Origin of the sequence: Mesorhizobium sp. M1322 (genome assembly GCF_040318085.1) — a bacterium.
In the GTDB taxonomy this organism is placed as follows: Bacteria; Pseudomonadota; Alphaproteobacteria; order Rhizobiales; family Rhizobiaceae; genus Mesorhizobium.
On sequence record NZ_JAMYLP010000001.1, the window covers coordinates 95,966 to 113,397 of the forward strand.

The following is a 17,432-nucleotide window of genomic DNA, read 5'->3' on the forward strand; positions in this document are numbered from 1 at the left end:
CGGCAAATTGTTTCGGTTCCGTTTCAGTCTCGATAATTTCCTGTCGGACCGCAACCGTCAGGCGTAGCGTTTCGAGATGACCCTTTCCAGCGCGCGGATGGCTTGCGCCTCGCCGCCGGCGAGACCGTACGGACGATCGGACGGATTCCAGGCGAAGATGTCGAAATGCGCCCAGGCGGCGGTCTTCTCGACGAAGCGCTTGAGGAACAGCGCTGCGGTGATCGAGCCGGCGAAACCGTCTGACGTGACGTTGTTGATGTCGGCGATTTTCGACGACAACTTTGCGTCATAGGGTTTCCACAGCGGCATGCGCCATAGAGGATCCTCGACTGCGACGGAGGCCGCAGCGAGGTCGGACGCCAACATTTCGTCGCCGGTGTAGAAAGGCGGCAGGTCGGGACCGAGCGCGACGCGAGCAGCCCCCGTCAAGGTCGCCATGTCGATCAGCAGCTGCGGCTCGTCGTCGTCTGCCAGTGCTAAGGCGTCCGCCAGCACCAGCCGTCCCTCGGCGTCGGTGTTGCCGATCTCGACGGTGATGCCCTTGCGGCTCACCAGAACGTCGCCGGGCCGGAAGGCGTTGCCAGCAATAGAATTCTCGACCGCCGGGATCAGCACACGCAGCCGGACCTTCAGCCCGGCGGCCATGATCATCGAGGCGAGGCCCAGGACGTTGGCGGCACCACCCATGTCCTTCTTCATCAAGAGCATGCCCGAGGACGGCTTGATGTCGAGGCCGCCGGTGTCGAAGCAGACGCCCTTGCCGACCAGCGTCACCTCCGGGGCGTTCTTCGGCCCCCAAATCATGTCGATCAGGCGCGGCGCCCCGGCCGATGCGCGGCCGACGGCATGGATCATCGGGAAATTCTTCTTAAGCAGGTCGTCGCCCTTGGTCACCGACACTTCGGCCTTGTACGTCCTAGCAAGGGTCCGAACTGCCTTCTCCAACTCGTCCGGTCCCATGTCGCTGGTCGGCGTGTTGACCAGATCGCGCGTCAGAAAGACGCCATCGGCAGTTCGGCGAACACGCGCAGCGTCGGCGCCCGGCGGCAACGAAAAACGGAGCGCCTTGCCAGGCTTCTTGCCGTAGCGGGTGAAGATATAGCTACCGAGCGCCAGTGCGACGGCCACAAGTTCCGGTTCGGGGGGTGCCGAGGCGAAATGCCAATCGCCTGCGGGCAAGGCTCTCGCCAGCGCGCCGATGGCAAGCGCGCCTTCGCCATCGCCCGTGCCGAACAGCGCTCCGGCAAGCGCACCGTTTTCATCCGGTAGAATCAGCGTACTGCCGGCCTCACCGGAAAAGCCGTTGGCCTTGGCCCAGGCGAGCGAGGACGAGGCAAGCCCCGCTGCATCCAGTCTATCCTTCGCCACCAGATGAACCGGCAGCGTGGTCTTCAATTTTCTCTCGATGAGTTCGACTGGCATTCGATGGTCTCCGGCTTCCGAGTCGGCGCTTTTTAACTGTCCGTTAGGGTTAACAGAATATTTCTGCGGGAGGGAAGATGGCCACGTAGTGGCTACGTTTACGAATGGAGGCCCTGGTGCAGATGCCGACCAACCGCATGACGAACGCCACGGGGAAGCGGCTGATAACCACGGCGTTCATAATAGCGCTCGCTGCAAGCGTTGCAGGCTGCGGGACCAGCAAGTTGACAACCGGCTCGATCGGACGGACCAGCGGCAAACCCCTGGAAACCATGTCGGCCGGCGAGTTGCACAAGGCGACGATCGCGCTCGGTCAGTCCTACGCCAAGAACCCCAACGACAAGCGGATCGCCACGAATTATGCCGCGGCGTTGCAAATGGATGGCGACGCCGACCAATCGCTCGCGGTGATGCGCAAGCTGGCGATCGCCCTGCCGAAGGACCGCGACGTGCTCGCCGCCTATGGCAAGGCACTTGCCGCCAACGGGCAGTTCGAGCCGGCGCTCGACGCGGTGCGCCGCGCGCAGACACCGGAATATCCCGACTGGAAGCTGGTGTCGGCGGAAGCCGCGATTCTCGACCAGCTTGGCCAGAGAGACGAGGCGCGGCAGAATTACCGCAAGGCGCTTGACCTCAAGCCGAACGAACCTTCGATCCTTTCAAATCTCGGCATGTCCTATGTGCTGGAAGGTGATCTGCGCACGGCCGAAACCTATATGCGCTCGGCCGCCCAGCAGCCGAACGCCGACAGCCGCGTCCGCCAGAACCTGGCGTTGGTCGTCGGCCTGCAGGGCCGCTTCGACGAGGCCGAGAAGATCGCCTCGCAGGAGCTCTCGCCCGATCAGGCGCAGGCGAACGTGGCTTACCTTCGCCAGATGCTCGCCCAGCAGAACGCCTGGAGCCAGCTTAAGGACCAGGACAAGGACAAGGCAAAGCCTGCCACCAACTGACTGCGCCGGCCTTGCTTCGAACCGGCCAGTTCCCAATTCATCGACATGCCGGAAACACAAAAGCCGCGCTGCATCAGCATCGCGGCTTTCGCAGTTATTGTCGCCTTGGCTATTGGCTGCTGGATGTCGATTCGTCGCCGAAGATGCCGCGCTGGCTCACCTGGATGCCGGCGGGGCCTAGAATGATGGCGAACAGCACCGGCAGGAAGAACAGGATCATCGGCACGGTGAGCTTCGGCGGCAAGGCCGCGGCTTTCTTTTCGGCGGCGTTCATACGCATGTCGCGGCTTTCGCCGGCAAGCACGCGCAGCGCGTGCGCCACCGGCGTGCCGTAGCGCTCGGCCTGGACCAGCGCCTGTGACACCGACTTAACCGACTCCAGGCCGGTGCGGCTTGCAAGGTTTTCGTAAGCCTGCTTGCGCTCCTGCAAGTAGGAAAGCTCGGCATTGGTCAGGATGAACTCTTCGGCAAGTGCCACCGATTGCGCGCCGATCTCGTCCGCGACCTTGCGAAACGCCGCCTCCACCGACATGCCGGATTCGACGCAGATCAGCATCAGATCGAGTGCGTCCGGCCACGCCATCTGGATCGACTGCTTGCGCTTGGTGGCGCGGTTGTTGACATAGAGCACCGGCGCGTAAAAACCGCCATAGGCCACGACGATACAGACGAACAATTTGATGAGAGGCGGCTGCTCCGGCAACCCCCCGAGCACGAACAGATACATCGCAGCCAGGGCGAAGCCGACAAAGGGCAGGACCAGACGGAAGAAAAGGAAACGCGTCAGCGGATTCTGCCCGCGAAAGCCAGCCACCTTGAGTTTCTGCAAGGTGCCTTCGTCGGCCAGGGCGCGCCTCAGATCCAGCCGGTCGACAATATTGCGCATGCCGATCGACTGTTCCTCGCGCAGGCCTTTGCGGCGGCGATCGGCCTCGACGGCAAGCCGCGCACGCTGCTTGGCGCGCAATTCGTCGCGCTCCAGCGCCACGGATTTCATGCGCGCCTTGAGCTGGTTTCCGCCAAAGGCAGGCAGCAGCGTGAAGACGGTTGCAAACACCGCGATGCCGACCAGCAAGGCAATTAGAAACGCCGGATCGGTAAGGGTTTTGACGACGTTCTCAGTCATGCGCTCGAAATCCTAAACTTCGAAGTTCATCATCTTGCGCATCACCAGGATGCCGATCCCCATCCAGACCGCCGAGCAGCCGAGGATCAGATTGCCGACGTTGGTGGTAAACAGAGGCATGATGTAGTTCGGGCTTGTCAGGTAGACGAGAAAGGCGACGACGAAAGGCAACGCGCCGATGATCACGGCGGACGCCTTCGCTTCCATGGACAGCGCCTGGACCTTGGCCTTCATTTTCTTGCGATCGCGAAGCACGCGCGAAAGATTGCCCAGCGCCTCGGAAAGATTGCCGCCGGCCTGGGACTGGATCTGGATGACGATACCGAAGAAGCTTGCTTCCGTGCACGGCATTGTCTCAGCCATGCGCATGCTGGCGTCGGGGATCGACAGGCCCATCTGCTGCGAATCGACGATGCGGCGGAACTCGGTCTTGACCGGTTCAGGGGATTCATTGGCGATCAGGCGGACGGCGTCGTTCAGCGGCAGGCCGGATTTGACCGCACGCACGATGATGTCGAGCGCGTTCGGAAATTCGTTAAGGAATGCCTTGACCCGGCGGGCGCGGCAAAACGAGACGAACCAGCGTGGCAGGCCGAGAGCACCGACCAGCAGCGCACCCGGCAAGACATACAACGGTGCGCCGATGAAATAGGCAAGAAACGTCAGGGCGACGCCGCAAACCGCCGAGTAGAGATAGAAGCGCTCAAGTGAGACCTTCATGCCCGCCTGACGGATCTGAGCCTTCAGTGGCGGCTTTTTGACGATGCTCTGGTTGGTTTTTTGCTTCTGTTCGAGATCCTTCAGCGAATCCTGGACCGATTTTCGCCGCTTGGCCGCTTCCGCCATGCGATCGCGCGAGGCCTTGACGACGGCACCATCCGTCTCGGCGGTCTTGATCGTTTCAAGCCGCCTGCCGACTTGCTTCTCGGTGCTGATGCGATTGAACAGAAAAGCATAGGCGACCGCGCCGGCGCTGAAGCCGGCGAGAACGATGAATGCCAATACGGTGCCGTCAATTCCGAACATCGATTCCGGCCCCTACGCCTCCAGACACATCAGTCAGCGCGTTTCTCCATCGCCTCGAGCGCATTGGCGAGGCGCTGTTCCTCGCCATAATAGCGGGCGCGCTCCCAGAAGTGCGGGCGACCAATACCTGTCGACACGTGCTCACCCAGCAGCCTGCCGTTCGCGTCTTCGCCCTTTATGTTGTAGAGGACGATGTCCTGCGTGATGATGACGTCGCCCTCCATTCCAATCACCTCGGTGATGTGGGTGATGCGACGTGATCCGTCGCGCAGGCGTGCAGCCTGGATGATCACGTCCACCGAACCAACCACGATCTCACGCACGGTTTTCTGCGGCAGCGTGTAGCCGCCCATAGCGATCATCGATTCGATACGGTTTAGGCATTCGCGCGGGCTGTTCGAGTGGATCGTGCCCATCGAGCCGTCATGGCCGGTGTTCATCGCCTGCAGAAGATCGAACACTTCAGGTCCGCGGACTTCGCCGACGATGATGCGCTCGGGCCGCATGCGCAGGCAGTTCTTGACCAGGTCGCGCATCGTCACCTCGCCCTCGCCCTCGAGGTTGGGCGGGCGGGTTTCTAGACGCACGACATGCGGCTGCTGCAGTTGCAGCTCGGCCGAGTCCTCGCAGGTGATGACGCGCTCCTCGCGGTCGATATAGTTGGTCAGGCAGTTGAGCAGCGTCGTCTTGCCCGAGCCGGTGCCGCCCGAAATGACGATGTTGCAGCGGACGCGTCCAATGATCTTGAGAATTTCGGCGCCGTGCGGCGAAATGGCGCCGAACTTGACCAGCTGATCGAGCGTCAGCTTGTCCTTCTTGAACTTGCGGATGGTGAGCGCGGTGCCGTCGATGGCGAGCGGCGGCGCGATGACGTTGACGCGGGAACCATCGGGAAGACGCGCGTCGCAGATCGGGCTCGATTCATCGACGCGGCGGCCAACCTGGCTGACGATGCGCTGACAGATGTTGAGGAGCTGCTGGTTATCGCGGAAACGAATGCCGGTCTGCTCGACCTTGCCGTTGACCTCGATGTAGACGTTCTTGGAACCGTTGACCATGATGTCAGCGATGTCGTCGCGGGCGAGCAATGGCTCCAGCGGCCCGTAACCCAGCACGTCATTGCAGATGTCTTCGAGCAGTTCTTCCTGCTCGGCAATCGACATCGCGAAATTCTTGATCGCGATGATGTCGTTGACGATGTCGCGGATTTCCTCGCGTGCGCTTTCGGGATCGAGCTTGGCGAGCTGCGACAGGTCGATGGTGTCGATGAGCGCGGCAAAGACCTGGCTCTTGGTGTCGTAGTAGGTTTCGCTCTTTTGGCGCTGAACTTTTTTCGGCTCCGGCGCCAATTGCGGCGCCTCGACCGCACGGCGCACGGGCGGCGGCGCGGCAGACGCGCCAAGCGACGGCGGCGGTGCGGGCTTGGCAAGAACCGCCGTTTCCGCAGGGTTTGCCGCCGGCGCGGCAGGCGCAGGTGCCGGCTGACGGAATTCCGGGGTGAACCGGCTGCCGTCGTCGCTGCCTCTTTTACCAAACATGATCGATTACCAATTCCGCTCCGGAAGCATCACTTCTTGCTGCGCGAGAGCTTGCCAAGGAAATTGCCGAGGCCCGCTTTCTTTCTTGCCTTGATTTCGCTGCGCCCGGTCAGCACATGGGCAATCTCGTTGATCGTGCCGACAACCGGGTTCTTGGCATCCATTTCGCCGAGCATGCGCCCGTTGTTGGCGGCATTTCCGAACAGCAACGGTTCGAAAGCAATGACCGACATCGGCGACAGGCCGAGCGAATCGGCGAAGTCGGATGACGAAATCTCCGGACGCTTTGGCACGCCGGCCTGATTGATGATCAGCTTCGGCGGCGGATCGTTCGGGCGAAGCCGTTTGAACATGTCGACCAGATTCTTGGTGTTGCGCAGATTGGCCAGCTCCGGCGTCGCCGTGATCACGATCTCGTCGGCCTTGACCAGTATGTTCTTGGTCCATCCCGTCCAGACGTGCGGGACATCGAGCACCAGAAGCGGCACGCTGCGCTGCGCCGTGTCGATAAGCTGCGTGAATGCATCGGGATCGAAATCATAGACCCGCTCGAGCGTTGAAGGCGCTGCAAGCAGCGACAGATGCTGGGCGCACTGGGCAAGCAGCCGATCAAGATAGACCTCGTCGAGGCGCTCCGGTGAGAAAACGGCTTCGGCAATGCCTTGCGCGGGATCCTGATCGAAATTGATGTTGGCCGTTCCGAAAGCCAGGTCGAGATCGGCGACAACCACTTCGGACTTGAACAGCGACGACATCGCCCAAGCCACATTGTGGGCAATAGTCGAGGAGCCGACGCCACCCTTGGCACCGATGAAGGCGATCGAGCGGCCGATCGGCTCGGCTTCCGGATCAACGAAAATCGTCGATATCACGCTGACGATATCGGCCATCGACACCGGCGCGATGACATACTCGGAAATGCCGGAGCGGATGAGCTCGCGATAAAGCCCGACGTCATTGTAGTGGCCGATGACCACGACCTTCGAGGTCGGATCGCAATATTCGGAGAGCTGCGTGAGCTGCTCGAGCAATTGCGTCGGCTCGCTGCGCGATTCCAGCAGGATCAGGTTCGGTGTCGGCGCCGATTGGTAGAATTCGATGGCGGTGGCGATGCCGCCCATATGGACCTTCAGATGGGCCTTCGCCATGCGACGATCCTCGCCGGCGCGCTCGACCGGGTTGGCAACGCCCTCGGTCTCGCAAAATGCCTGAATCGAGATGCGCGGAATCGGCCGCAACGCCTGCATGGCGGCGATGTCCTGCTGCGAGGTTTCGCCGCCATCTACAGCCGTGTCGTAGGCTAGATTGCTCATGTCCGTGTGCTCCAACCTGCGATCGATCAGTAGTCGACTTCTGTTTCCGGGATCGGCGAATAGAATGGCGCGTTTCGATAGCCATCAATGACGACCCCACGCCTTTCGGCATCTATGGTTGTCTGTTTACGCGGCCCGATCAGATCGGTCGGATTTGCCATCTGGGCGGCAAGATTGTTCTGATACGAGCAGCCGAATTCGGCATAGTGCTTGTTTTCCGAGGTCTGCAGGAGGTCTTCGGGCCAGCGTCCGCACCTGTCGGTCTGCGCCTTAACCGAGACATAGGCGACGCGGATCGGCGCGGACGCTTCGGCCGAAACCGACTGGTAGGTGGTCATGACGATCCTGTTCCGGCTGATGCCGCTGGCAATCGCAAGTCTGGCGAAATCGCGACCGGCCGCGGTCGCGGCGATCTCGTTGGCCGAACCGCTCGGGATCGAGATCGTCAGGGTCGGAGCGGCGCTTTTGTCGTATCCATCCAGGAAGCCCAGAAGCGTGTCGCGCTGAGAACCGGTCATGCCGCGATCGCCGGCGCCGACCGGAAGATCGATCTTCTCGTTTTTCTCCGCAATCACGATCGGATGGGTGGTGCGATAGTCGTCCGGAACAGCGCCGACCGTGATGCTGTCCCGCTTGAGGTTGGCGCAGCCCGCCAGCAATGCCGCGACCGCAACCGCCAGGACCGGAATGGCCGGCCGGCAAATCCGCGAACGGCCGGACCGCATCGCTGCGGTGATCGTCCTTGCCTTCAACGCTGATTGAGACATGTCCGCTTCCCCGATTATTTGTAGATGAAGCCGACAACGCCGTGATAACGGCCGTTGGGCTTGTCGGTCTGCATGGTGCCGTAGACGCGATTGACACGGCCAAGGAACATGCCGGCGCCATCGCTGGCGGCGTTGAAATTGTCGTCCGGTTTGGCAAGAGCATTGCGCGCCACCGGCTTCACCAGGTAGGGCGTGATGATGATGACTAGTTCGGTCTCGTTGCGGACAAAGTCCCGGCTGCGGAACAGCGTGCCGAGCACCGGTATCTTGGTCAGCCCGGGCAGCCCCGCGACCGCCTGCCGGATGTCGTCTCGAACGAGACCGGCGATCATCATGGAGCCGCCGGAGGGCAATTCCACCGTGGTATCGGCCAAGCGTCTGCGGATCGACAGAAAAGTGGTGCCGGGCAAGTCACCAGCCCCTTCGAGCACGGAGGCGCCTTCTGTGGTAGGTTCCGAAACCGACGTCCTCACCTTAAGGCTGATGCGGCCCGCCGAGAGCACGACCGGCTGGAATTCGAGCCCAATTCCATATTCAAGGCGTTCTTTCTCATAGACAATCTGGCCCGTTTGATTGTCGTTTGAAACAGTGCTTGTTCGGCCTGTGACGAGATTGAATTCGCCACCAACCTTGAATGTCGCTTTTTCGCCCGAGACCGCTGTCAGTGTCGGCTCGGCCAGCGTCTTCATGACACCGCTTTGCTCCATGGCGTTGATGTACGCTTGAAGCGCCGAGGTGCCGATTGAAAGTCCCGAAAATTGCGACAGGGGTTTTCCCAGCCCGTATGCGGGGGTGCCCATCGCCCCCCAACTGATGCCATTACTGTCGCCGTTTCCGATCAGGTTGACACCAAGCTGCTTCATCACCGAGCGGCTGACTTCGGCCACCGTCACCTTCAGCGTCACCTGGTCGTCGCCGATGATCTGCAGCAGGTTGACGATCTTGCTGACGCGCCGCTCGGAATCCGGATTGTCAATGTCGACACCGGCTTCGGCCGAGCCACCTGAGGCGGTCTGCGAATATTGTCCCGTGGTCGCTTCACCGCCGGACACGAAGATGGTGGCCAGATCGACCGCGCGCTTGGCATCCAGGGGAGTGTCCACGGTTCCGGTCAGGACGACGTTGTCGTTCAGCAATTCGACAGTGATGGTCGATGACGGTATGAAGCGCCTGATATAGTCTTCCAGTCCGGCAACGTCGCGTTCGACTGCCAGATCCAGGCTGACGATCTGTTCGCCATTGGGGCCGAAGACGAAGATGTTGGTGTCGCCCACCGCCTTTCCGAACAGATAAATGCGCCTGGCGGTGCGGGTCACCGCATCGGCGACCGCCGGGTTGGCGACGAGAATATCATAGGCATCGCTCGGCAGGTCGATGACCACCGATTTGTTGAGACCGAGCTTGACGCGCTGGGTGGCGGTCGTAGCCGACACCTCGGCCTTTCTGCCTGCCGCATTCGCCTCGACGGGGCCTTGCGCATTCATCCCAAGGAGGAACAGGCCGATAGCCGCAGCCAGGGCGACCGGCAGTCTAGCGTCTAGCCTCATTGCCTTGCCCCCACTTCGGAAACTTCGCCTGACTTGATCAATCGTACTGTTCCGCGCCGCCCATTGCCGGAAACGAGATAATCGGCCTCGCCCAGATTCTTCTCCTGGGTGTCGCTGATCGACCGCAGCGCCAATGTCAGGCGATCCGCCATCTGCTGGGCGACGGTGATGATTTCCGCCTGCTGCGATGTCAGTTCCAGCGTCGCGGTCTGGCCGACCCTGGTCCTCTTGCCTTCCTCGTCCTCCTGGATGGTCTGGTCGATTGCCAGGACGCGAATGTTCTTGAGGATGGTTTCGGTCGTAAAACCGCTGCCGCCGCCCGCGGCATCGGCTCTGCGGGTCATGATGACATCGACGAAATCATTGGGAAGAATGAAGCCGCCGGCCGAAGTGTCGGCCGATACGGCTGTGGCGACGGCCCGCATGCCGGAGGGCAGGATCGACGACATGAAGCTCTGTCCCTCGCCGATCAACTTGGAGCGTCGCAACGGCTCACCGGCATACATCGCCACACGGGCGACGCCGCCTTTCAGCTTCTCAAGCGCATCGGGCTCCGCGGCGCGGGTGATGAAATTCGCATTGATGCCGTCGGCCGGCCAGGACTGCCAGCTGGTGTTGTTCTCGAGCGGGCTGCCCATCGGAACGTCGCCGGACAGGACAAGCACGTCCTGCAGCGCGATTGCGGGCGCCTTGGGGCCGGAATCGACGATTTGAGGCGGCGGAGCCGCCACCATATTTTTTGCAACATAGCCTGCACCACCCGCCGCGGCCACCGCCACGCCTAGAATGATCAGTCGGGATGCTGGCATCTGTCCGAACCTCGCCTTGGCAAAAACCACGTAGCCAAGCCGGACCTTGCAGCGGCAATCGTCAAAACAAGGTTAATTTAATACTTACGATCGTGATTAATTTAAGGTTTACATAAATTTGAGGCATCGGTCCGGACCGCAAAAAAGGCGGCCACGCCGCCTGCTCCAACGCCAAATCGAAGGAATGGTAGGCTGGTCTGACGAGGGAAGAATGGTGGCGAGAATTAGGCCGCCAGCCTTGCAAGTGCCCACGCCATCAACGGCGAGTTCGGAAAGCTGAGCAGGCCGCCAATGCCAAGCGCGATGCCATAGGGAACGCCTGATGTCTCGTCGGCGAAGTGGCGAAGAAACGGATTATAGCTTGTGACGGCCGCAAGCGGCGATTTCCGATAGACGAGGATGGCGAGCGTCAGCAGGCCGCCGATCAATGTCGAGGTTACGAGATATTCGACGAGATGGATGTTCAGTCCCATCCAGATAGCGGTGGCGGCCAGCAGCTTGGCGTCGCCGCCTCCCATGCCGCCGAGCGCGAACAGAGCGAATGTTATGGCGAGAACCAGGCCGGCGGCGGCGAAATGCCAGCCATAGGTAGCCCAGTCCATGCCCGTCAGCGGCGCGACCAGGGCGAAGACGGCCACAAGCAGCACCGGTACGCGATTGGCGATCGTCATCGACAGCATGTCGGAGATCGCGGCAAAGAGCATGCAGAACGGAAAGACGACGAAGATCAGGGCTTCAAGCATCGGCGCGCGCCTATGATCACTGTACCTGGCCCCAGCCTAGATACATCCGATTAACGATTGGTGAGGCCGAAATTTCAAAATCATCCAGGAGCGCCTGACACAATGATCAAGGGCCGCCAACGAGGCGGCCCTTGATCCGAAAAACGACCAGAGGCTATTAGCCGGCGCCGTTGAGCGTAGTGGCGATCCCGTTGAACTTCGCGTTCAGCGCGTTGCCCAGCGAGCCGGCGCCGACCATGATGGCGAGCGCGATGAGAGCGGCGATCAGACCGTATTCGATAGCGGTCGCGCCGGATTCGTCCTTCACAAAACGTGCAATGAGATTAGACATTCGAGAGCTCCTACTCCAGATGTTACAGCAATTCCGTCAACTTCTCTTAGCGGCTGATCGGATGTTGCTAATCTATGGAGAAGCTCTTTCGATCGGCTTAATAAACAGCCTTACCGATTCCTTTCCGGCTTCGATGACATTGCGTGGTTAACCGTAAACTAAGTGAAGCCCATGGACCCGACAGGTACGTCAAGGCCGCGAAAGGCGCAATCTAGCGATTTGGGAAAGGGGCGGCCCGCTCCAGGCGATCACTATGCCGATCCCGACATCATCACGGAACTCCTCCGCTTAACCGTTGGTTCACCAATCTCGTTCATGTTCCGTTGAGCAGTTTGCCGCCGTGGAGCGCTTCAATGACCGGGCCGAGATCGTCCTTTCCGATTGCCGCGCTTCTTGCCGCCATCGCCTTTGTCGTGCCGGCCGAGGCTGGCGCCGGCATCGAGGTCACGATGAACCAGGCGAAGATCGTCAAACTGTCGCGCGCCGCCGATACGATCGTCGTCGGCAACCCGGCGATCGCCGACGCCTCCGTGCAGGATGCTTCGACGATCGTGCTGACGGGCAAGGGCTTCGGCGTCACCAACCTCGTCGTCCTCGATCAAGAGGGCCGTCCGATCGTCGACGAGCAGATCACCGTCGTGCGGCAGGACGCGTCGTCGGTGCGCATCTATCGGCGTGCCGAAATACAGACCATGTCCTGCACGCCGTATTGCGAAAGCTCGTATAAAAGCGATGCGGAGAAGGTCTCGGAAGCCGAGATGAGCGCCGGCCGGTAACGAGAGAATTGCTCTCACCCCGCTGAAATGTCGCTTCGGTTATCAGCCTGTTAAAAGCTCTCCCTCGAATTTAACGATCATCCAAACCGCACTTCAATGGGTTTGCGCTAATGTTCCCTCCGACACCCCTTCAGGATCGGCAGGCACAGGATATGATCAAAGCAGGACCAGCAGGCTTTTCCGCGCGCTTCCTTGGCGACCGGCGCGGCAGCACGGCTTTGGAATTCGCGATGCTTGCGGTGCCATTTGCACTCCTCGTCTTTGCCATACTGGAGAGCTGCATTTCATTTGCCGGGCAAGAGGTGATGGCCAACATCACCGACGATGTCGCGCGCCAGCTGCGGACGGGCCAGGTAAGGCAGGCCGATGTGACCGCGGCCACGCTGAAGACCATGATCTGCAGCCGGCTGGAGATCATGGTCGCCAAGGACTGCCCGGGATTGGAGGTGGACCTGCGCGAGTATCCGACCTTCGCCGCCGCGGCCCAGGCGGGCTTCAAGATACAGGACCGCGAAATCGTGCTGACCGGCACGAGCCCCGCGGCTTTTACGGTATCCCCGGGCTTGGCTGAATCAATAAACATGCTGCGGGTTTTTTACAAATGGCCCGTCATGACCGATTTCATGGCCAAGTCGATGGCCAATCTGAAAGACGGCAACACGCTGCATTTCGCATCGGTGACCTGGCAGAACGAGCCATTCGACAACTGAAAACGCACGGTTGCGTGGGTGGGAAAAAGGACCGAGGGCATGGGGCGTGCGGGGGCACATATGGGAATCGCTGAGATCTGCACGAAAGCCATCCGGTTTTGGCGCGATCGCCGCGGTGTTGCGGCCGTTGAGTTTGCCTTCGTCGTGCCCGTCCTGCTGATCATGTACTTCATGACCATGGAAGCCTCGCAAGCCATCGAGACCAGCAAAAAGGTCAGTCGCATCGGCAGCATGGTGGCGGATCTCGTTACCCAGCAGCAGACCATCACGGCAGCCGATCTCGATGCGATCATGCAGATCGGCAACTCCACCCTTCGGCCGTACAACCGATCGACCCCGGAAATCATCATCACCGCGATCCAGGTCACGGACGAAACGACGCCGAGGGTGCTGGTCGTTTGGTCACGCAAGATGGTCAGTGGCGCCTTCAGCGCCGCCGCCGCCAAAAACTCCGTTACCAAGGTTCCACCGGCGCTCGAGATCAAGGGCACCTTTCTCATTCGAGTCGAAAGTAACCTCGCATACCAGCCGATCATCACCTGGTCGGTGGACAGTGAGAAGCGGCTTGGGTTGAGTTCGGCGTTCGACTCGCTATCGATGGGCGAAACCTATTATCTCAGGCCCCGCAGGAGCCCGACGATTCCCTGCAGCACCTGCTGAAACGACCGCGCCCGACTCCGATCGCCGTTGCTATCGGTCGTTACCTGACACCAGGCGCACGATGGCTGCAGCCATCGCGTAATCCTTCGGGCTAGCAACGGCGAAGCCTCCGGAATGTTTCGATTCCAGAAGATCGTAAATATCCGGCGACATCGATCTGAGATCCATGAGGAACACGGGAGCCGCCGTTTGGCTTCGCGGTCGAGATCGCTGCGGACGGCATGGGGACCATACCGCAGCAGGCCGGACGTCCACACGACCTGAAGTGCTGCTTTCGAAAGCCCTGCCATTTCCAGCCTGGCGACCGTGCGCCCGGAACATCCGGCTGGCCATCGGCCACCGCCGGCGTCAAGCCGAACATGGCATCGGCCTCGTCATTGACCAGCATCGTTTCAGCGTCGATCCACGCCGATGCCGGCATTTCGCCACATCTCGCGCCAAGCCGTCTGCTTCCGAATTGCCAATGGCGGCGCAGCCCCCTATGTCTGGGCGGACAGACAAACGATAACAATGAACCCCTGCAATGGCGCGCGCCTTCCTTTTTGTTCTCGATTCCTTCGGCATCGGCGGCGCAGCTGACGCCGAGCGCTATGGCGACGCCGGTTCCAACACGTTCGGACACATCGCCAGAGCCTGCGCGGAAGGCCGGGCGGATCGCGAGGGGCTGCGCGAAGGCCCGCTTTTGGTACCCAACCTGCTCTCGCTCGGCCTGGGCCACGCGGCGAAAACCGCGACAGGATTCAGCATCGACAGCGGCGGCAAGGTCCAGCTCGCCTCCGCCTTCCATGGCGCGGCGCAGGAGATTTCGAGCGGCAAGGACACGCCATCAGGCCATTGGGAAATCGCCGCCTTGCCGGTCCGCTTCGACTGGGGCTATTTCCCGGACACGGTTCCCGCCTTTCCAGCCGAACTAACCGAAGCGATCATTCGCGAAGGAGAGGTGCCGGGGATTCTCGGCAATTGCCATGCTCCGGGCACCGAGATCATCGAGCGTTTCGGCGAGGAGCATATCCGCACCGGCAAGCCGATCTGCTACACTTCGGTTGACTCCGTCCTGCAGATCGCCGCGCATGAAGTTCACTTCGGCCTGGAACGGCTCTACGAATTCTGCAAGGTGGTGCGCAGGCTGGTCGATCCGCTGAATATCGGACGGGTGATCGCGCGGCCTTTCATTGGAGAAACCGCCGCCGGCTTTGAACGGACGCACAACCGCCGGGACTATTCGGTGCCGCCGCCTGAACCGACCCTGCTCGACCGGTTGACGGCGCGCGGCAGCCGGGTCATCGCGGTCGGCAAGATCGGCGACATCTTCGCCCATCGCGGTATTTCGGAAATGCGCAAGGCCGCTGGCAACATGGCGATGTTCGACAAGGCGCTCGGCGCGATGGCTGACGCGGGCGACGGCGATCTCGTCTTCGCCAATTTCGTCGATTTCGACACCGAGTTCGGTCATCGGCGCGACGTTGCCGGCTATGCCGCCGCGCTCGAGGCCTTCGACCGGCGGCTGCCGGAGGCGCTTGCACGGCTGAGGCACGGCGACCTTCTCATCCTCACGGCCGACCATGGCAACGATCCGACCTGGCACGGCACCGATCATACACGCGAACGCATTCCGGTGATCGGCACCGGACCAGGTTTTGGCGGCGACATTGGGCTCAGAACGACGTTCGCCGACATCGGAGAAACCGTCGCCGAGCATCTTGGTCTGGCGCGCGGCCGTCACGGCACCTCTTTCTATGCAACGATAGGCGGTCATGCCTGAGTTGCCTGAGGTCGAAACGGTGCGGCGGGGTCTGCAGCCGGTTCTGGAAGGGGCCCGCATCGCCCGCGTCGAGGCACGCCGGCCCGACCTGCGCTTTCCGTTTCCCGAAAAATTCTTGGAGAGGCTGACCGGCAAGACGATTACAGCGCTCGGCCGCCGGGCCAAATATTTGACGATGCATCTGGAAGGCGGTCCGGTGCTGATCTGCCATCTCGGCATGTCGGGTTCGTTCCACATCGAAACCTCCGATGACAGCAAAATGCCCGATAGCAGCGAAATGTTGGGTGCGCTTTATCACGAGCGTTCGAAGAGCGCGGTACACGACCATGTCGTCTTCCATATCGTCTCTCCCGAAGGCGCCCGGTCCCGCGTGACCTTCAACGATCCGCGCCGTTTCGGCTTCATGCTGTTCTCCGAAGGGGCGCCCGACACGCATCCGATGCTGGCGGGGCTGGGCGTCGAGCCGATAGGCAATGCGTTGGACGGCGAGTTGCTCGCCTCGCTGCTGAAAGGCCGGAAGTCGTCGCTGAAGGCAGCACTTCTCGATCAGCGGCTGATCGCCGGGCTCGGCAATATCTATGTGTCGGAGGCCCTGTGGCGCGCCGGTCTGTCGCCGTTGCGCGAGGCGGGTTCCATCGCAAAGCCTGGAAAGAAGGCCAAACAGCAGCGCGACGCCCTGGCCGAAGCCATCCGCGCGGTGATCGCCGATGCGATCGCCGCCGGCGGATCGTCGCTGCGCGACTATGTGCAGACCGACGGGTCTCTGGGCTATTTCCAGCATTCGTTCGCGGTCTACGATCGCGAGGGCGAACCCTGCTCCAAGCACGGCTGCGGCGGCCATATAGAGCGCATCGTGCAAAGCGGGCGTTCCACCTTCTATTGCCGGACCTGTCAGTTGTGAGCTAGTGCCGGGTGTGAGTTGGGTGCCGGGTGTGACCTAGATGCCGGGTGTGATCTAGATGCCGGGTGTGAGCTGGACACCAGATGTAAGCTAGATGACCGAGCGAGGAGATACAGTCATGGCCTATGAAACGATCATCGTCGAAACCCGCGGCAAAGTCGGGCTGATCACGCTGAACCGGCCGAAGGCGCTCAATGCGCTGAACTCCCAGGTCCTGGCGGAAGTGGTCGCGGCCGTGAACGGCTTCTGCGCGAATGCCGACATCGGCGCGATGGTCATCACCGGCTCAGAAAAAGCCTTCGCGGCAGGTGCGGACATCAAGGAAATGCAGGCGATCTCCTTTGTCGACGCCTATGTGCAGGATTTCTTTGTCGGCTGGGAAGAGTTCACCCGGGCGCGCAAGCCTGTTATCGCGGCGGTGGCCGGCTATGCGCTCGGCGGCGGCTGCGAACTGGCGATGATGTGCGATTTCATCATCGCCGCCGACAACGCCAAGTTCGGCCAGCCCGAGATCACGCTCGGCGTCATGCCGGGCATGGGCGGATCGCAGCGCCTCACCCGCTTCGTCGGCAAGTCGAAGGCGATGGATATGTGCCTGACTGGACGGATGATGGATGCGGCGGAAGCTGAGCGTTGCGGCCTGGTGTCGCGTGTGGTGCCCGCCGTCGAGCTGATCGAGGAGGCGTTGAAGGCGGCAGCCAAGATAGCCGATTTTTCGCTGCCGTCGGTGATGATGGCGAAAGAGGCCGTCAACCGCGCCTATGAAACGACACTGGCCGAAGGGCTTCGGTTCGAGCGCCGGCTGTTTCACTCGCTGTTTGCGCTCGATGATCAGAAGGAAGGCATGGCGGCCTTTGCCGAGAAGCGGAAGCCAAATTTCACGAACCGATAGATCGTGACGACAGTGGCCAGAAGCGAGTAGCAGCGGCCAAAAAGAAGGCGAAGCAGCGTTGACGCGCCGGAAAAGCTGAACTATAAGCCGCACCAACCGAGGCGGCCCTGTGGCTGCCCGTTTGTTTTTGCGCCCTGCGACATCCCGCATGCGCCCACC

At 61.3% G+C, this 17,432-nt stretch carries 17 protein-coding genes and 1 pseudogene; 7 read left to right on the plus strand and 11 right to left on the minus strand.

The genetic code is table 11. The features are described from left to right. Positions 1-57: 57 nt before the first annotated feature. The gene (locus NKH12_RS00440) at positions 58-1,422 is read right to left on the minus strand and encodes a leucyl aminopeptidase family protein (protein WP_352951369.1); all 1,365 of its coding nucleotides are present in this window, start codon (positions 1,420-1,422) and stop codon (positions 58-60) included. 122 nt (positions 1,423-1,544) lie between these two features. Between NKH12_RS00440 and NKH12_RS00445 the strand changes: the two genes are divergently transcribed. Next, positions 1,545-2,372: a tetratricopeptide repeat protein gene (locus NKH12_RS00445; RefSeq protein WP_352951429.1), complete on the plus strand. Its 828-nt coding sequence runs from the start codon at positions 1,545-1,547 to the stop codon at positions 2,370-2,372. 109 nt (positions 2,373-2,481) lie between these two features. Here the strand turns inward: NKH12_RS00445 and NKH12_RS00450 are convergent, their stop codons facing one another. From NKH12_RS00450 to NKH12_RS00490, 9 genes are all read right to left on the minus strand, one after another. Then, positions 2,482-3,498 carry a type II secretion system F family protein gene (locus NKH12_RS00450; protein ID WP_352951370.1) on the minus strand — a complete coding sequence of 339 codons (1,017 nt, stop codon included), beginning with the start codon at positions 3,496-3,498 and terminating at the stop codon, positions 2,482-2,484. Between the two features lie 12 nt (positions 3,499-3,510). Next, a complete protein-coding gene (locus tag NKH12_RS00455) occupies positions 3,511-4,524 on the minus strand; it encodes a type II secretion system F family protein (protein WP_352951371.1) in 1,014 nt (337 codons plus the stop codon). Positions 4,525-4,553: 29 nt separating this feature from the next. After that, complete coding sequence (locus NKH12_RS00460; RefSeq protein ID WP_352951372.1) at positions 4,554-6,062, minus strand: TadA family conjugal transfer-associated ATPase; 1,509 nt, start codon at positions 6,060-6,062, stop codon at positions 4,554-4,556. 29 nt (positions 6,063-6,091) lie between these two features. After that, positions 6,092-7,375, minus strand: a complete 1,284-nt coding sequence (locus tag NKH12_RS00465; protein ID WP_352951373.1) for a CpaE/TadZ family protein — start codon at positions 7,373-7,375, stop codon at positions 6,092-6,094. 26 nt (positions 7,376-7,401) lie between these two features. Then, the gene (locus NKH12_RS00470; protein ID WP_352951374.1) at positions 7,402-8,142 is read right to left on the minus strand and encodes a CpaD family pilus assembly protein; all 741 of its coding nucleotides are present in this window, start codon (positions 8,140-8,142) and stop codon (positions 7,402-7,404) included. Positions 8,143-8,156: 14 nt separating this feature from the next. Next, a complete protein-coding gene (locus NKH12_RS00475) occupies positions 8,157-9,689 on the minus strand; it encodes a type II and III secretion system protein family protein (protein ID WP_352951375.1) in 1,533 nt (510 codons plus the stop codon). Then, positions 9,686-10,498, minus strand: coding sequence for a Flp pilus assembly protein CpaB (gene cpaB, locus NKH12_RS00480; protein WP_352951376.1), 813 nt, complete (start codon positions 10,496-10,498; stop codon positions 9,686-9,688). The genes NKH12_RS00475 and cpaB overlap by 4 nt, the downstream gene beginning before the upstream one ends. Before the next feature lie 224 nt (positions 10,499-10,722). Next, positions 10,723-11,241, minus strand: a complete 519-nt coding sequence (locus NKH12_RS00485; RefSeq protein ID WP_352951377.1) for an A24 family peptidase — start codon at positions 11,239-11,241, stop codon at positions 10,723-10,725. 157 nt (positions 11,242-11,398) lie between these two features. Further along, positions 11,399-11,572: a Flp family type IVb pilin gene (locus NKH12_RS00490; RefSeq protein ID WP_292189552.1), complete on the minus strand. Its 174-nt coding sequence runs from the start codon at positions 11,570-11,572 to the stop codon at positions 11,399-11,401. 353 nt (positions 11,573-11,925) lie between these two features. Between NKH12_RS00490 and NKH12_RS00495 the strand changes: the two genes are divergently transcribed. The 3 genes from NKH12_RS00495 to NKH12_RS00505 all read left to right on the plus strand — a co-directional run bounded on the left by NKH12_RS00495 (position 11,926) and on the right by NKH12_RS00505 (position 13,718). Then, positions 11,926-12,348, plus strand: coding sequence for a pilus assembly protein N-terminal domain-containing protein (locus NKH12_RS00495; RefSeq protein ID WP_352951378.1), 423 nt, complete (start codon positions 11,926-11,928; stop codon positions 12,346-12,348). Between the two features lie 152 nt (positions 12,349-12,500). Beyond that, positions 12,501-13,058 carry a TadE/TadG family type IV pilus assembly protein gene (locus tag NKH12_RS00500; protein WP_352951379.1) on the plus strand — a complete coding sequence of 186 codons (558 nt, stop codon included), beginning with the start codon at positions 12,501-12,503 and terminating at the stop codon, positions 13,056-13,058. Between the two features lie 39 nt (positions 13,059-13,097). Then, complete coding sequence (locus NKH12_RS00505) at positions 13,098-13,718, plus strand: TadE/TadG family type IV pilus assembly protein (RefSeq protein WP_352951380.1); 621 nt, start codon at positions 13,098-13,100, stop codon at positions 13,716-13,718. Positions 13,719-13,748: 30 nt separating this feature from the next. Here NKH12_RS00505 and NKH12_RS30525 read toward each other — a convergent pair. Then, positions 13,749-14,115 (minus strand): annotated as a pseudogene (locus NKH12_RS30525) (PhnD/SsuA/transferrin family substrate-binding protein); the annotation flags it as partial. A 126-nt stretch (positions 14,116-14,241) separates the two neighbouring features. On the opposite strand from NKH12_RS30525, the gene NKH12_RS00510 reads away from it, so the two are divergent. The 3 genes from NKH12_RS00510 (at position 14,242) to NKH12_RS00520 (ending at position 17,273) form a co-directional block, all read left to right on the plus strand. After that, positions 14,242-15,480, plus strand: a complete 1,239-nt coding sequence (locus NKH12_RS00510; RefSeq protein WP_352951381.1) for a phosphopentomutase — start codon at positions 14,242-14,244, stop codon at positions 15,478-15,480. Beyond that, positions 15,473-16,381, plus strand: a complete 909-nt coding sequence (gene mutM / locus NKH12_RS00515; protein WP_352951382.1) for a bifunctional DNA-formamidopyrimidine glycosylase/DNA-(apurinic or apyrimidinic site) lyase — start codon at positions 15,473-15,475, stop codon at positions 16,379-16,381. Before NKH12_RS00510 ends, mutM begins: the two co-directional genes overlap by 8 nt. A gap of 118 nt (positions 16,382-16,499) precedes the next feature. Next, positions 16,500-17,273 (plus strand): enoyl-CoA hydratase, encoded by a 774-nt coding sequence (locus NKH12_RS00520; protein ID WP_352951383.1) that lies wholly within the window; start codon positions 16,500-16,502, stop codon positions 17,271-17,273. Positions 17,274-17,432 lie beyond the last annotated feature (159 nt).

Coding starts and splice junctions, on each gene's coding strand:
- NKH12_RS00440 (WP_352951369.1), bottom strand. CDS start 1,422: ATGCCAGTCGAACTCATCGAGAGAAAATTGAAGACCACGCTGCCGGTT.
- NKH12_RS00445 (WP_352951429.1), top strand. CDS start 1,545: ATGCCGACCAACCGCATGACGAACGCCACGGGGAAGCGGCTGATAACC.
- NKH12_RS00450 (WP_352951370.1), bottom strand. CDS start 3,498: ATGACTGAGAACGTCGTCAAAACCCTTACCGATCCGGCGTTTCTAATT.
- NKH12_RS00455 (WP_352951371.1), bottom strand. CDS start 4,524: ATGTTCGGAATTGACGGCACCGTATTGGCATTCATCGTTCTCGCCGGC.
- NKH12_RS00460 (WP_352951372.1), bottom strand. CDS start 6,062: ATGTTTGGTAAAAGAGGCAGCGACGACGGCAGCCGGTTCACCCCGGAA.
- NKH12_RS00465 (WP_352951373.1), bottom strand. CDS start 7,375: ATGAGCAATCTAGCCTACGACACGGCTGTAGATGGCGGCGAAACCTCG.
- NKH12_RS00470 (WP_352951374.1), bottom strand. CDS start 8,142: ATGTCTCAATCAGCGTTGAAGGCAAGGACGATCACCGCAGCGATGCGG.
- NKH12_RS00475 (WP_352951375.1), bottom strand. CDS start 9,689: ATGAGGCTAGACGCTAGACTGCCGGTCGCCCTGGCTGCGGCTATCGGC.
- cpaB (WP_352951376.1), bottom strand. CDS start 10,498: ATGCCAGCATCCCGACTGATCATTCTAGGCGTGGCGGTGGCCGCGGCG.
- NKH12_RS00485 (WP_352951377.1), bottom strand. CDS start 11,241: ATGCTTGAAGCCCTGATCTTCGTCGTCTTTCCGTTCTGCATGCTCTTT.
- NKH12_RS00490 (WP_292189552.1), bottom strand. CDS start 11,572: ATGTCTAATCTCATTGCACGTTTTGTGAAGGACGAATCCGGCGCGACC.
- NKH12_RS00495 (WP_352951378.1), top strand. CDS start 11,926: ATGACCGGGCCGAGATCGTCCTTTCCGATTGCCGCGCTTCTTGCCGCC.
- NKH12_RS00500 (WP_352951379.1), top strand. CDS start 12,501: ATGATCAAAGCAGGACCAGCAGGCTTTTCCGCGCGCTTCCTTGGCGAC.
- NKH12_RS00505 (WP_352951380.1), top strand. CDS start 13,098: ATGGGGCGTGCGGGGGCACATATGGGAATCGCTGAGATCTGCACGAAA.
- NKH12_RS00510 (WP_352951381.1), top strand. CDS start 14,242: ATGGCGCGCGCCTTCCTTTTTGTTCTCGATTCCTTCGGCATCGGCGGC.
- mutM (WP_352951382.1), top strand. CDS start 15,473: ATGCCTGAGTTGCCTGAGGTCGAAACGGTGCGGCGGGGTCTGCAGCCG.
- NKH12_RS00520 (WP_352951383.1), top strand. CDS start 16,500: ATGGCCTATGAAACGATCATCGTCGAAACCCGCGGCAAAGTCGGGCTG.